This is a genomic window from Neorhizobium vignae (assembly GCF_000732195.1).
In the GTDB taxonomy this organism is placed as follows: Bacteria; Pseudomonadota; Alphaproteobacteria; order Rhizobiales; family Rhizobiaceae; genus Neorhizobium; species Neorhizobium vignae.
Genome location: NZ_JNNU01000014.1, coordinates 88,272 through 102,704, shown reverse-complemented (window position 1 = coordinate 102,704; position 14,433 = coordinate 88,272). Strand labels below are relative to the sequence as shown.

11 protein-coding genes are annotated in these 14,433 nt (G+C 63.0%); 3 read left to right on the top strand and 8 right to left on the bottom strand.

Annotated elements, in window-relative coordinates:
* The first annotated feature begins 16 nt into the window (after positions 1 to 16).
* The 3 genes from GQ59_RS22635 to msrA all read left to right on the top strand — a co-directional run bounded on the left by GQ59_RS22635 (position 17) and on the right by msrA (position 3,846).
* On the top strand, positions 17 to 2,410 hold the full coding sequence (locus tag GQ59_RS22635) for a phosphoketolase family protein (protein WP_037085373.1): 2,394 nt from the start codon (positions 17 to 19) through the stop codon (positions 2,408 to 2,410).
* Between the two features lie 169 nt (positions 2,411 to 2,579).
* Entirely contained in the window at positions 2,580 to 3,074 is a 495-nt protein-coding gene (gene msrB, locus GQ59_RS22630) for a peptide-methionine (R)-S-oxide reductase MsrB (protein ID WP_037085370.1), read from the top strand.
* 43 nt (positions 3,075 to 3,117) lie between these two features.
* Positions 3,118 to 3,846, top strand: a complete 729-nt coding sequence (msrA, locus tag GQ59_RS22625) for a peptide-methionine (S)-S-oxide reductase MsrA (RefSeq protein WP_037085367.1) — start codon at positions 3,118 to 3,120, stop codon at positions 3,844 to 3,846.
* Positions 3,847 to 3,903: 57 nt separating this feature from the next.
* Here msrA and GQ59_RS22620 read toward each other — a convergent pair whose 3' ends face one another.
* The 8 genes from GQ59_RS22620 to GQ59_RS32400 all read right to left on the bottom strand — a co-directional run bounded on the left by GQ59_RS22620 (position 3,904) and on the right by GQ59_RS32400 (position 14,423).
* Positions 3,904 to 5,364 carry an MFS transporter gene (locus GQ59_RS22620; RefSeq protein WP_037085364.1) on the bottom strand — a complete coding sequence of 487 codons (1,461 nt, stop codon included), beginning with the start codon at positions 5,362 to 5,364 and terminating at the stop codon, positions 3,904 to 3,906.
* Positions 5,365 to 5,531: 167 nt separating this feature from the next.
* Complete coding sequence (locus GQ59_RS22615; RefSeq protein ID WP_037085361.1) at positions 5,532 to 7,439, bottom strand: diguanylate cyclase; 1,908 nt, start codon at positions 7,437 to 7,439, stop codon at positions 5,532 to 5,534.
* A 112-nt stretch (positions 7,440 to 7,551) separates the two neighbouring features.
* A complete protein-coding gene (locus GQ59_RS22610) occupies positions 7,552 to 8,001 on the bottom strand; it encodes a PTS sugar transporter subunit IIA (protein WP_037085358.1) in 450 nt (149 codons plus the stop codon).
* A 31-nt stretch (positions 8,002 to 8,032) separates the two neighbouring features.
* Positions 8,033 to 8,725, bottom strand: coding sequence for a response regulator transcription factor (locus GQ59_RS22605; RefSeq protein ID WP_037085355.1), 693 nt, complete (start codon positions 8,723 to 8,725; stop codon positions 8,033 to 8,035).
* Positions 8,722 to 11,427, bottom strand: a complete 2,706-nt coding sequence (locus GQ59_RS22600) for a sensor histidine kinase (protein WP_037085352.1) — start codon at positions 11,425 to 11,427, stop codon at positions 8,722 to 8,724. Before GQ59_RS22600 ends, GQ59_RS22605 begins: the two co-directional genes overlap by 4 nt.
* A gap of 64 nt (positions 11,428 to 11,491) precedes the next feature.
* Positions 11,492 to 12,058 (bottom strand): potassium-transporting ATPase subunit KdpC, encoded by a 567-nt coding sequence (gene kdpC / locus GQ59_RS22595; protein ID WP_037085349.1) that lies wholly within the window; start codon positions 12,056 to 12,058, stop codon positions 11,492 to 11,494.
* Between the two features lie 67 nt (positions 12,059 to 12,125).
* Positions 12,126 to 14,213 carry a potassium-transporting ATPase subunit KdpB gene (gene kdpB / locus GQ59_RS22590; protein WP_037085346.1) on the bottom strand — a complete coding sequence of 696 codons (2,088 nt, stop codon included), beginning with the start codon at positions 14,211 to 14,213 and terminating at the stop codon, positions 12,126 to 12,128.
* A gap of 57 nt (positions 14,214 to 14,270) precedes the next feature.
* Complete coding sequence (locus GQ59_RS32400; protein ID WP_155414613.1) at positions 14,271 to 14,423, bottom strand: hypothetical protein; 153 nt, start codon at positions 14,421 to 14,423, stop codon at positions 14,271 to 14,273.
* Between the last annotated feature and the right edge of the window lie 10 nt (positions 14,424 to 14,433).

Below are 14,433 nucleotides of genomic sequence, written 5' to 3'. Positions count from 1 at the left end.
TCGAAGGAGCAAGAAGATGCAGTCAAACACAACCTCGCCCACAATGCCGGAGATCAGCTCCGGCGAACTGACCCTCATCGACCGCTACTGGCGGGCGGCGAACTATCTTTCGGTGGGGCAGATCTATCTGCTCGACAATCCGCTCCTCAAGGAGCCGCTGAAACCCGAGCATATCAAGCCGCGGCTGCTCGGCCATTGGGGCACCACACCCGGCCTCAACTTCATCTACGCGCATCTCAACCGGATCATCCGCAACCGCGATCTCAGCATGATCTATGTCTGCGGCCCCGGCCATGGCGGGCCGGGCATGGTCGCCAGCACCTATCTGGAAGGCACCTATAGCGAAATCTACCCCGAGATCGCCGAGAATGCCGCCGGCATGCGAAACCTATTCCGGCAGTTCTCCTTCCCCGGTGGCATTCCGAGCCATGCGGCGCCGGAAACGCCGGGCTCCGTCCATGAGGGCGGCGAACTCGGCTACGCGCTGGTGCATGCCTATGGAGCGGCTTTCGACAATCCCGACCTGGTCGTCGCCTGCGTCGTCGGCGATGGCGAGGCCGAGACCGGGCCGCTTGCCGCGAGCTGGCATTCGAACAAGTTCCTGAACCCCGCCCGCGACGGCGCCGTGCTGCCGATCCTGCATCTCAACGGCTACAAGATCGCCAACCCGACCATTCTCGGCCGCGCCAGCGACGAGGACGTGAAACGTCTCTTCGAGGGTTACGGTTATGAGCCGTTCTTCGTGGAAGGTCACGAACCGGCGGATATGCACCGGCAGATGGCTACGACGTTCGACGCGGTCTTCGATCGCATCCGGGCGATCCAGGGCCAAGCCCGCGAGGGCAAGGCGCCTGAAGCCTGCCCGCGCTGGCCGATGATCGTGCTGCGCAGCCCGAAAGGCTGGACCGGACCGAAGGAAGTGGACGGCAAAAAGGTCGAAGGTTTCTGGCGCGCCCATCAGGTACCGGTCTCCGGCTGCCGCGAGGACGACGGCCACCGCAAGATCCTCGAGGACTGGCTGCGGAGCTACGATCCGGACGACCTTTTCGACGACAACGGCCGGCTGAAGGCGGAGTTGCGGGCGCTCTCGCCCGGCGGCGAACGGCGCATGGGTGCCAACCCGCATGCCAATGGCGGCCTGATCCGCAAGGAACTCATCGTGCCCGACATCCGCGCCTATGCGGTGCCGGTGAAGACGCGAGGTGCCGACATGGTCCAGACGACGGAAATCCTCGGCAAATATCTGCGCGACGTGATGAAGCTCAACGACGCCAATTCCAACTTCCGCATCTTCGGCCCGGACGAAACCGAGTCCAACCGGCTCGGCAATGTCTTCGAGGTGACCGACCGCGTCTGGATGGAAAGAATCGAGCCCTACGATGTGCACCTTTCGCGCGACGGCCGGGTGATGGAGGTGCTTTCCGAGCACCTCTGCCAGGGTTGGCTGGAAGGTTATCTGCTGACCGGCCGGCACGGCCTCTTCTCGTGCTACGAGGCCTTCATCCACATCATCGATTCGATGTTCAACCAGCACGCCAAGTGGCTGAAGGTCTCGCGCGAACTGCCGTGGCGCAAGCCCGTCTCCTCGCTCAACTACCTGCTCACCTCGCATGTCTGGCGGCAGGACCATAACGGCTTCTCCCATCAGGATCCGGGCTTCCTCGATCTCGTCGCCAACAAGAAAGCGGATATCGTTCGCATCTATCTGCCGCCGGATGCCAACACACTCTTATGGATCGGCGACCACTGCCTCAAGACCTGGGACCGCGTCAACGTCATCGTCGCCGGCAAACAGCCGGAGCCGCAATGGCTGACCATGGATGAGGCGGTCAGGCATTGCGAGGCCGGAATCGGCATCTGGGACTGGGCGAGCAACGAGGACGGTGCGGTCGAGCCCGACGTTGTGATGGCCTGCGCCGGCGACGTGCCGACGCTGGAGACGCTTGCCGCGGTTTCCCTGCTACGCGAGGCGATACCTGAGTTGAGGATCCGCGTCGTTAACGTCGTTGACCTGCTCGCCCTGCAGTCCCAGGACCAGCATCCGCACGGCCTGCCCGACGAGCAATTCGACCGGCTGTTCACCACCGACCGCCCGGTGATCTTCGCCTATCACGGTTATCCCTACCTCATCCACCGGCTGACCTACAAACGCACCAACCACCAGAACATCCATGTGCGCGGCTTCATCGAGGAGGGTACGACGACGACGCCCTTCGACATGACGGTGCTGAACGAACTCGACCGATTCCACCTCGCCATCGAAGCAATCGAGCGGGTGCCGGGCCTCAAGGAAAAGGCGGCTGGTGTGATCGACATGCTCAAGGGCAAGCTTGGCGAACATACACGCTATGTCCGCGAACATGGCCAGGACATGCCGGAAATCCGTGACTGGAAATGGCCGGCACGCTGACGCCGCATCCATGAAGGCCCTGGCTTCCGGTTCAGGGCCTTCACCGCGGTGAGTAAACGGGCGTCGAGGCGAGATCACGTTTCGGTGTTTCGCGGCGATGTGTGTAACCAATCGCCTGCCTCTTCCGTAATCATGCAGGAAAGCAGATTATGGACCGGGAGGCTCCACCATGATGAACAGACGCATATTCCTGGCCGGCAGCGCTCTGGCGCTCGCCGCAGTCCCTCTTGCCGCGAGCATCCGCTCGACGTTCGCGGCGGCCGGAAACAGTTTCCCCGTGACCCATACGGCGAACGAATGGCGCAAGCTTTTGACGCCGGAGCAGTACAATATCCTGCGCGAAGAGGGCACCGAATATCCCGGCAGCAGCGCGCTCCTCAATGAGCATCGCAAGGGCACGTTCGCCTGTGTCGGCTGTGACCAGGCGCTTTTCTCGTCGGAGACGAAATTCGAAAGCGGCACCGGCTGGCCGAGCTTCTGGGCGCCTCTCAAGGACGCCGTGGGCACGGTGAGCGACACCACGCTCGGCATGGTCCGCGTCGCCGTTCATTGCGCCCGTTGCGGCGGCCATCTCGGCCATGTCTTCGACGACGGACCGAAGCCGACCGGCCTGCGCTACTGCATGAACGGCGCGGTCATGAAATTCCGTGCCGTATCGGCCTGATCCGCCTCCCTATCCTTCATTCACTTCGGTTGAGGAAACCGCCATGAAAAACAGAGCGAAAACACCCTATGGCCTCACCGCCTTTGCCGGCACGGCACTGGTTCTGGCGGGCCTGACGTTCGGCGCGGCCAGCCGCGCCACGGCCCAGGAGGGAATTGCCATCCCCGCCCCCACGATCGACCAGGCCGCGAGCACGGCTGCGACCGAAACCGCCATCTTCGCCGGCGGCTGCTTCTGGGGCGTCCAGGGCGTGTTCCAGCATGTCGAGGGCGTCAAGAACGCCGTCTCCGGTTATGCCGGCGGCGCCAAGGAGACCGCTGTCTACGAGACGGTCGGTTACGGCAAGACCGGCCATGCGGAGGCGGTTCGCGTGACATTCGATCCGAAGAAGGTCACCTACGGACATCTGCTGCAGATCTATTTCTCGGTCGCCCATGACCCGACCCAGCTCAACCGCCAGGGGCCGGATACGGGAACGCAGTACCGCTCGACGGTCTTCCCGACCAGCGCGGAACAGGCCCGCGTCGCCAAGGCCTATATCGACCAGCTCGACAAGGCCAAGCTCTTCCACGCGCCGATTGCCACGACCATCGAGCCCGGCAAGGCCTTCTATCCGGCGGAAGCCTATCATCAGGACTTCCTGACCCAGAACCCGACCTACCCCTATATCGTCTATAACGACCTGCCGAAGATCGAGAACCTCAAGAAGCTGTTCCCGAGCGATTACCGCGACAAGCCGGTCCTGGTCGCAGAGGCCGGCATCGGCAACTGAGACCCAAGGGTACCATTCCGCTATCGCCCGTCTGGCGATAGCGGCGTCTCGAAAGCCTCAGCCTTCCTGCACGGCCTCGGTGCGCTTCGTCACACCGGGCACGCAGAGGCAGGCGACGATGATGAGAGCGGTGATCAGGAACATCGCGATGAAGGTCATGTGCAGCGCGTGCTGGAGCGCCAACCGGATGGGCGAACCGGCCGCAAGTCCGTTGCCGACGCCCTGCAGCAGATCGCGCAACTGATCGGACGTGATCGGTCCCGCGACGGAATTGGCAAGCCCGTAGGTCAGGACGGCGCCGAGAAGTGCTGCACCGAGCGTGCTGCCGAGATTGCGGGAAAAGACGTTGGAGGCTGTCGCGCTGCCGCGTTCGGACCAGCCGACATTGTCCTGGATGATCACCAGGCCGGAGATATTGAGCAGGCCCATCCCGAAGCCCATCAGCAGCGAGCCGGCACCCGCCTGGACGGGCGAGCTTTCCGGCGTCAGCAGCACCAGGAGAAACGCCCCGACCGGAACGAAAAGGCTGCCGGCGATCATCAGCGGCCGCAGTCCGAAGCGCGGGAACATCCGCGAGGCGAAGGTCCCGCCGCTCGGCCAGCCGACCAGCAGCATCGTCAGCGTGAAACCGGCCACCAGCGGCGAGCGGTTGAGCACCGTCTGCACATACATGGGCAGGAAGGTCGTCAGGCCCATGATCGCCATGCTGGCGAGAAAGACCGCCGTATTGGCGAATGCGATCGGCCGCTTCAGCCAGAGCTGGAGGGAAACCATCGGGGCCTCGGCGCGCCGCTCCTGCCAGATGAACAGCATGAAGCTGACAAGGAAGATCGCCAGCGAAACGAACATGTAGGCGGTGGCGCCTTCGGTTTCAGTGAGCGCGATCATTAGGGCGGAAATGGCCACGGCAAAGAGCCCCGCCCCAAGAAAGTCTATCGATGCCGTGCGGGTTTGTTTTTCTTCGCGCAGGAAAAGAATGAAGGCCACCGCCGACATGATGCCGATCGGAACATTGATCCAGAATACCCAGGCCCAGGGCAGGCTGTGGACGATGAGGCTGCCGAGCAGCGGCCCGACGACCGCAGAAAGCGCCCAGACGCTGGCGAGATATCCCTGGACCTTGCCACGTTCCGCCCCCGGATACAGATCGCCGACGACGGTCATGATGACCGGCTGGATCGCGCCGGCACCGATGCCCTGCAACAGCCGGAAGGCGATCATCGACGGCATCGACCAGGCAAAGCCCGCAAGAATGGAAGCGATCAGGAAGATTGCCGTGCCGAACAGGATGATCGGCTTGCGGCCGTAGATATCGGAGAGCTTGCCGAACACCACGGTCATTGCCGTCTGCGCCAGCAGGAAGGAGGAGAACACCCAGCTGTAGAGGTTCAGCTGTCCGAGCTGGGCGGCGATCTGCGGCATGGCCGTCGAAACGATGGTCGCCTCGATTGCGATCATCGCCATGCTTGCCATGACGGCCGCAATGACGAGCGCCCGGTTGGAGCTTGGATGGGTCATGGATTCACCTGGAGGACGCCACGCGGCGAACGCGATAGGGATGGATGTTCGGCGGTCAAACGGCCGTCGGTGAGGGATGTTTCTTAGTATCCCCCTGCGGGCGGGCGTCAAGCACGAAACCTGGCATTTATCAAGGAAATAACGCGCCCGTGATCGTGGCCGGCAGATCAGACCGACCTGATATCCGATCGGCCGGTTGCCATTGACGCCTCTTGCTCGGCAGCCGCGACCTGATTGCGGCCGCTGTTCTTTGCCCGGTAGAGCGCATGGTCGGCGCGCTCGAACAGCTCGCCGGTGGTCAGCCTCTCGCCCCTTGCGGGATAGAAGGTCGCCATGCCGATGCTGATCGTCACATACCCCCAGGGAAGATTCTTCTCATGCGGCAAACGAAGACCGGCGACGCGCTGGCGGATGTTTTCCGCCGCCTTCGACGCGCCGGCACCATCCGTATCCGGCAGGAGGACGGCGATTTCCTCGCCGCCATAACGGGCCACGAAATCCTTCGACCGGCGGATCGAACCGCGCACGACATCCGCGAGCGCGCGCAGACAGTCATCGCCGGCGGCGTGGCCATAGGTATCGTTGAAGAACTTGAAACGGTCCGCGTCGATCATCAGAATGGAAAGCGGCGTGCGCTGCTGTGCGGCCTGCAGCACCATATCCTCGAAATGAATGTTGAAGGAACGGCGATTGGCAAGCTGGGTGAGCTCGTCAGTATTGGCGAGCGTGTCCAGCTCCTCCTGGATGTTCTTCTGGCGCGTGACGTCGCGGGTGACGGCAACGATGCGGATATCCGTGCCGCCAGTGCCGCCCGGCAGCCTGTTCAGCGTGGTTTCGAGCCAGATCTGCTTGCCGTCGGCCCGTTTGCGACGGACGACCATGTTTTCCCTGGTCGATCCTTCCCGCAGGCGATCCATGACCTGGCTGACGACGTCGTGATCGTCCTCATGCAGATTCTCGAGGATATGGGTGCCGAGCATCGCCTCGGCATCGACGCCGAATATCTCCCGGACGGATGGGGAGAGATATTCCCTGATCCCATGGCCGTTGAAGCGCTGGATGAGGTCGCCGGAGCCTTCCGCCAGTAGCCGGAATTCAGCTTCGCGCGCCACCAGCAACGCTTCGCTCGCCCGCCGCAACATGATCTGGCGTCGCCAGCGCCAGACCAGGAAGCCGGTGATCGTCACCAGGATGAAGCAAGACATCCAGCGGATCCGCGCGCCCCTCATCCAGGTCGCCAACGTTTCGGACTCGGATGCCGCGGCAAGCCCGACCATTCCGCTGTGCTCGCTCCGATAAAAGCCACCTATGCGCTGCGTCTCGTCTATCGGCGACGTGAAGTGATAGGAGCCGGAACCCCTTTGGCGAAGGTGGGTCGTGAAGAGGTCGTAGGTGGAGACGCTCGATCCCAGCAGTGTCTGGAGGAATGGGGCGCGCGCCAACACGACACCGTCGCGGCGGACCAACAGGAAGGATCCCTCACTGCCGAGGCTGAACCCTTGAAAGAAATTGGTCAGTTCCGTGAGGATGAAGGCCGCAAGCGCAACTCCGCCGAAACTCCCGTCCGGATTGCTGATCCTTTGGGTGACGGGCAATATCCACTGGCTGGATAACTTGTTCTTCAACGGCCTGCCCAAAACGGGCTCCCGCGTCTCGGAGGATTGGTGGAAGACGAAATATTCCCGATCTGAAAAATTGAGACCGCTGGCGTCGATCGAAGACGATGTTGCGATCATTCTTCCGTCGGCGTCGATAACGGCGAGAGCGTCGAGCCAAGGGGTGGTATCGACCTGACTCTTCATCACCTGGGTGATCTTTGCCGGCATGTCCGGCGCACCGCGTTCCTGCTGGATCTGGGTGATCACGGCTGCCAGCGGAAACTTCGCCATATCGACCGTATCGTCGGCATGCTGCACCAGCGCCTTGGCCGTCTGGATCAGCTCGGCCTCGACGTGAGAGACCTGGGATTTCCAGCTGGAATATTCCCCCCAGACGATCAGTCCCACAAAGCCGAAAACGGCGAATGCGACGGCAACGAACGTCCTGGCCGGCAGGTATTTGATCGCACCAGTCATCTCTCTCTCCCAAACCGACGCAAAAGGGCGGCTCAGGAGTCGCGATCCGCCGATCAAGGACATTAGGAAGAAGACGTTTACGTTAGCCTAATTTAACTTACCTCTATTTTAATCATGGATTTGCGGGGCAAAGCTGGGAATGAACGTTCTGGGCGCCGGTAGCTCGCCGAATGGCTGCAGTCACCTCCTCCTCACGCACGCGCCGCGCGATACAGGACAGGATGTTCAGGTGGTCGGAGCGGTTTTCCGGATTGAGGAGCAGGAAGACGAGATCGACCGGCTCGTCGTCCACCGCCTCGAAATCGACCGGCTTCGCCAGCCGCGCGAAAAGGCAGAAATGCCGATCGAGGCCCTTCACATTCGCATGCGGAATGGCGATGCCGGCGCCGATCCCCGTCGAACCCAGGGTTTCGCGGTTGGTCAGCACCCGGACGATTTCGCCCGCATCCAGCGCCAGTCTTTCGGCGGCGAGAATCGAAAGCTGCTTGATCAGGATCGCCTTCGAGGGTGGCGCGAGATCGAGCACGATATTCTCCGGCGGGAGGTAATCACCGAGTTTCATATGTCATGTCCATGGATTGGGATCGCAGCGCCTATTGGCCTTCCTGCAGCCGATAACCGACGCCGGTCTCGGTCAGGATGTATTGCGGCTGGTCCGGCGCCTTTTCGATCTTCTGGCGAAGTTGCCGCACGTAGACCCGCAGGTACTGCACGTCGGTCAAACCGTCCCAGACGTGTTCGAGAAGGAAACGATGGGTGAGGACCTTGCCCGCATGCTGGACCAGGATACGCAGGATATCGTATTCCTTGGGCGACAGCTTGACCTCCTTGTCCGCCACCTTGACGATGCGCTTGACGAGGTCGACCGAAAGCTCGCCGGTCTGGAAGATCGGCTTTTCGCCCTGGGTCTGGAGCCGGTGGCGAAGCGCCACGCGGATGCGGGCAACGAGTTCGTTCATGCCGAATGGTTTCGTCACATAGTCGTCGGCGCCGAGTTCGAGCGCCTTGACGATGCCGGCCTCATCTGTACGGCTCGACAGGATGACGATCGGCAGATCCAGCCCCTCGCCGCGCCATCTGGCGAGCAGATCATGGCCGGCCATATCCGGCAGGCCGAGATCGAGGATGATCAGGTCCGGCTTCTCGGACTTGACGAGATCGATCGCGACCTTGGCATTCATCGCCTCGCTGACCGCATAATCCTGGGTGGAGAGGCCGACGCGCAAGAGCTTGCGGATCGGGGGCTCGTCATCGACGATCAGGACGCGCACCGCGGTATTGGTCATTCCTGTTCTCCCAGAATGGGCATTTCGGTCGGCACCGGCATGCGGATCGTAAAGATCGCACCGGCACGATCGGAGCGGTTGGCAGCCCTGATCGTGCCGCCCATGGCCTCGATGAAGCCGCGGCATATAGAAAGGCCAAGCCCGGTGCCGGCCCGCACGTGGTCACCCTTCCGAACGCGGTAGAAACTGTCGAAGATGCGCTCCAGATCGTCGCGCGGGATGCCCGGTCCTTCATCCGTCACCGAGATAAGAACCGAATCGCCGTCCTGCCAGCCTCGAATGTCGATCACCGTCTCGTCGGGCGCATATTTGGCGGCATTGTCGATGAGGTTGAACAGGACCTGTTCGAACAGGACCGGATCGACCTTCAGCATCGGCATGTCCGCCGGAATGCTGACGTTGAGCTTGTGCCCGGAGGTGATCTTCGCGGCCCGGCTCAAGGCGGTGCCGACGATATCGCCCGCAAAGTGGAAGGCATAGTTCGGCTCCATGGCGCCGGAACCGATGCGCGTCATATCGAGCAGGTTGGAGATGAAGCGGTTCAGCCGCTCGGACTCGTCGACCACGCTGGTCAGCAGTTCGGCGCGCGCCTCTTCCGGAATATCGGCGCCAAAGTCCTTGAGCGTGCCGGCGGAGCCCATGATCGCGGCAAGCGGCGTCTTCAGGTCGTGCGAGATCGAGGTGAGCAGCGCGGTGCGCAGGCGATCGGTCTCGGCGGCGAGCTTGGCCTTGTCGACATCCGAGACGAGCTGGATGCGCTCAATCGCAAGTGCGGCCTGATCTGCCAGCGCATCGAACAGCCGCTGCTGTTCGGGCGTCAACAGCGGTCCCTGCTTGTCGTTGTCGAGGCCGATGACGCCGACCGCCTCGCGGCCGGTGCGCATTGGCAGGTAGAGGCGTTTTGCGCCCGGCAGCGTATCGGCGGCGCGGCCGGCCGGGCGATTGTGCTCCCAGGCCCATTTGGCGGCGGCGATATCGGCATCCACCAGCGTGTCGTCCGGCGGGTAACCGGCCTTGACGGCGATCGAACCATTCTCCGGCAGCAGGATGACCACCCGGACCTTCAACATCGAGGCGATCTGGAAGGCGGTCGCCCAGAGTACGTCGTCCAGCGTGCCCGTGCCAGCGAGTTTTTTCGAGAAGAGGTAAAGGTCTTCGGTGGTGCGGGCTCTCCGACGGGCGGCAGCGGCCTGGCGCTGGACGGCCGCCGTCAGGTTGGAAGCGACGACCGCGACGCCAAGATAAAAGAACAGCGCCACCAGGCTTTCCGGGTCCCGGACCGTAAACGTGTAGCGCGGCTCGAGAAAAAAGAAATTGAAGGAGAGAGCGCCAGCCACGGAGGCGAACAGGCCCGGTCCCAGCCCGCCGCGCACCGCCGCCGCCAGCACCGCCATCAGGAAAACCAGGGCAAGGTTGCGAACGTCGAGCGTCTGGTCGAGCGCAGCACCGGCTATGATCGCGAGAGCCACAAAGATCGTACTTTTGACATAGGGCTTGAAACGGAAGGCCTTGGGCAGCTGCGCCGCCTTCAGGCCGCGTTTCGGTTCGCCTTCCTTGGAGTCGCCGGAGATGACATGGACGCTGATATCGCCCGCATAACGGATCAGGTCATAGGTGACAGACCCCTGCAAGACCTGCCGCCAACGCGGTCTGGCCGGGCGCCCGACGACGATATGGGTGAAGTTGTTGGCATTGGCATAGGCGATGATCTCGCGCGACGGCTGCAGCGCCGGCAGCGTCACGGTCTCGGCGCCGAGCTGTTCGGCCAGCCGCATGTTGGCCGCCAGCCGGTCCTTGTCCTGTTCCGGCAGATTGACTGATTGCGGCGTTTCGAGATGCAATGCAGCCCATGGCGCCCGCAGGCGATCGGCCTGGCGGCGCGCGTACCGCACCAGGCTCGCGCCGTTCCTGCCGTGGTCGAAGCACACCAGCACCCGATCGCCGGCCGCCCAGGGGCCGGAAATCGCATGCGCCTGCATATGGTTCAAAAGCTGCTCGTCAACCCGCTGGGCGGTGCGGCGGAGCGCCAGTTCGCGCAGTGCCGTCAGATTGCCGGGGGAAAAGTAGTTCTCGATAGCACGCCGCGCCGTCTGCGGGACATAGACCTTGCCGTCGTTCAGCCGCTTGATGAGATCGTCGGGGGTGATGTCGATGATCTCGACGTCGTCGGCCCTGTCGATGATGCTGTCCGGCACGGTCTCACGCACCCGGACACGAGTGATCTGTGCCACCACGTCGTTCAAGCTCTCGACATGCTGGATGTTGAGCGTCGAATAGACGTCGATGCCCTGCGAGAGGATTTCCTGCACATCCATGTAACGCTTCGGATGGCGGCTGCCGGCGGCGTTGGTATGGGCAAGTTCGTCGACCAGGACCAGGGCGGGACGACGCGCCAGAATGGCGTCGAGGTCCATTTCATCGAGCTGCTGGCCGCGATAGTCGATCGCCTTTCGGGGCACGATCTCGAAACCCTCGACCAGCGCCTCGGTTTCCTTGCGGCCATGGGTCTCGACGACGCCGATCACCACGTCGAGGCCGTCGACTTTCCGGGCGCGGCCGGACATCAGCATCTCGTAAGTCTTGCCGACACCGGGGGCGGCGCCCAGGAAGATCTTCAGCCGCCCGCGCGATTCTCGCTCGGCATGCTCCAGAAGCGCATCCGGCGAAGGCCTGTTTTCACTCTCGCGACTGTCGTCGGGCATTGGCTACCTGTCTCCCATGCGGGAAGCGGCGGCCGTCGATGCTGACAGCCGCCGCCATTTCAATTTAAGAACGGGCGCCGTCAAGCGCCATGTTGAGCGCCAGAACATTGACCACAGGTTCGCCGAGGAAACCGAGTTCGGGACCTTCGACATGGGCCTCGACGAGCGCGCGGACCGCGGCCTCGTCCATTTGCCGAGCCTTGGCGACGCGCGGCACCTGGAAGAGGGCAGCTTCCGGCGAGACATGCGGGTCGAGGCCGCTGCCGGATGCGGTGACGAGGTCGATCGGCACGTCCGCGCTCGGGTTGGTGGCCTTGGCGGCCTCGTAGTCCGCCTTGACCCGGTCTATCAGCTTGGCGCTGGTCGGGCCGAGGTTGGAGCCGGAGGACGAGGCGGCATTGTAACCGTCGCCGGCGGCAGACGGGCGGCCGTGGAAATACTGGTCGCCGGTAAAGGCCTGGCCGATCAGGGCCGAGCCGACAACGGTTCCCTCCTTCTCGATCAGACTGCCGTTCGCCTGGGTGGGGAAGACGGCTTGCGCGATGCCGGTCATGGCGAAGGGGTAGATCAGGCCGGTAATGGCCGTAGTGGCGACGATCATGACGATCGCGGGACGAAGTTGCTTGAACATTGTCATTTCTCCGAAAAGCGTTTTCAAGCGAAGTGGATGCCGGTTCGCGTGAAGAAACGCGAAAAGATTAAGCGAGACCGATCGCGGTGATGATCATGTCGATCGCCTTGATGCCGATGAAGGGGACGATGATACCGCCGAGACCATAGACGAGCAGGTTGCGGGACAGCAGCGCGCCAGCACCGATGGCGCGGTATTTGACGCCCTTCAGCGACAGCGGGATCAGCACGACGATGATCAGCGCGTTGAAGATGATCGCCGACAGGATGGCGCTTTGCGGCGTGGCCAGCCCCATGATGTTGAGCACGCCGAGCTGCGGATAGAAGGTCAGGAACATCGCCGGGATGATGGCGAAATATTTGGCTATGTCGTTGGCGATCGAGAAGGTGGTCAGCGCGCCGCGGGTCATGAGGAGCTGCTTGCCGATCTCGACGATCTCGATGAGCTTGGTCGGGTCCGAGTCGAGGTCGACCATGTTGCCGGCCTCACGGGCAGCGACCGTACCGGTGTTCATGGCGACGCCGACATCGGCCTGGGCAAGCGCCGGGGCGTCGTTGGTGCCGTCGCCGCACATGGCGACGAGCTTGCCTTTGGCCTGTTCCTCGCGGATCAGCGTCAGCTTGTTCTCTGGGGTCGCCTGGGCGAGGAAGTCGTCGACGCCGGCTTCGGCGGCAATCGCCGCCGCGGTCATTGGGTTGTCGCCGGTGATCATCACGGTGCGGATGCCCATGCGGCGCAGTTCCGAGAACCGCTCGCGGATGCCGCCCTTGACGATGTCCTTCAGCTGGACGACGCCGAGCAGCTTGCCGTCACGGGCAACGGCGAGTGGCGTGCCGCCGGCCTTGGCGATTTCGTCGGCGATCGCCTGGAGCTCGCGCACGATATCGGATTGCGGGCTGACGGCGATTGCCGCATTGCCGGAGACCGGCATCGTGCCCGAGCCGACATAGGCGAGGACTGCATCGACCGCGCCCTTGCGGATCTGGGAGCCTTCAAGATCGACGCCGCTCATGCGGGTCTGGGCGGTGAAGGGGACGAAGGTCGCCTTGAGGCTCGCCATGTCGCGGCCGCGGATGGCGTATTTCTCCTTGGCGAGCACGACGATGGAACGGCCTTCCGGCGTTTCGTCGGCCAGCGAGGCGAGCTGGGCCGCATCGGCGAGATCCTGTTCGGAGACGCCGCGAACCGGGCGGAACGAGGTGGCCTGGCGGTTGCCGAGCGTGATCGTGCCGGTCTTGTCGAGGAGGAGCGTATCGACGTCGCCGGCAGCTTCCACCGCGCGGCCGGACATGGCGAGCACGTTGAAGCGGACGAGACGGTCCATGCCGGCGATGCCGATTGCCGAGAGCAGCGCGCCGATCGTGGTCGGGATCAGCGTCACGAACAGGGCGACGAGGATGATGATCGGGATCGAGCCGCCGGCATAGATCGCAAAGCTCGGGATCGTTGCGGTGGCGAGCACGAAGATCAGCGTCATGCCGGCGAGCAGGATGTTGAGCGCAATCTCGTTCGGCGTCTTCTGGCGCTCGGCGCCTTCAACGAGCGAGATCATCCGGTCAAGGAAGGTCGAGCCGGCAGCGGCCGTGATGCGGACACGGATCCAGTCGGATAGCACCTGCGTGCCGCCGGTCACGGCCGAGCGGTCGCCGCCGGATTCGCGGATGACCGGGGCGGATTCACCGGTGATCGCGGCTTCGTTGACCGAGGCGACACCCTCGATGACTTCGCCATCGGAGGGAATGATGTCGCCGGGTTCGACGAGCACGACGTCGCCGACCTTGAGGCTGGTGCCGGCGACCATCTTGTACTGGGTGCGGTCGCTGCCCGAGAGCAGCTTGGCTTGGGTTTCGGTGCGGGCCTTGCGCAGCGAATCCGCCTGCGCCTTGCCGCGGCCTTCGGCGACCGCTTCGGCGAAGTTGGCGAACAGCACGGTGAACCACAGCCAGACGTTGATCTGGAAGGAGAAGCCGAGATTGCCGTTGCCGGCCGCGAGATCGCGCAGGAAAAGCACGGTTGTGAGGACCGAGACCGTGGCCACGACGAACATGACGGGGTTCTTGGAGAGCGTCCGCGGGTTGAGCTTCTTGAAAGCGGCTCCCACGGCCGGAATGAGGATGCGACTATCCATGATACTCGCGGATTTTGCCTGGCTCATAAGAGACTCCAGCTTTGAAAATGAGTTGCCTTGTCAAACGAGGCGACGACGGTTCGATCAGCCGCGCAAGACTTCGATCACGAGGACAACGGCAAGAATGACCGCCGTCATGATAAAAATTGCATAGGAGCCGTAGGGGCTCTGCTCACCCTTGCCTCGTTTCTGCGAGGCAAGGGTGGACTGTCTGCGGAGGGCTTTGCGGATGCTCATGGCATAGCTC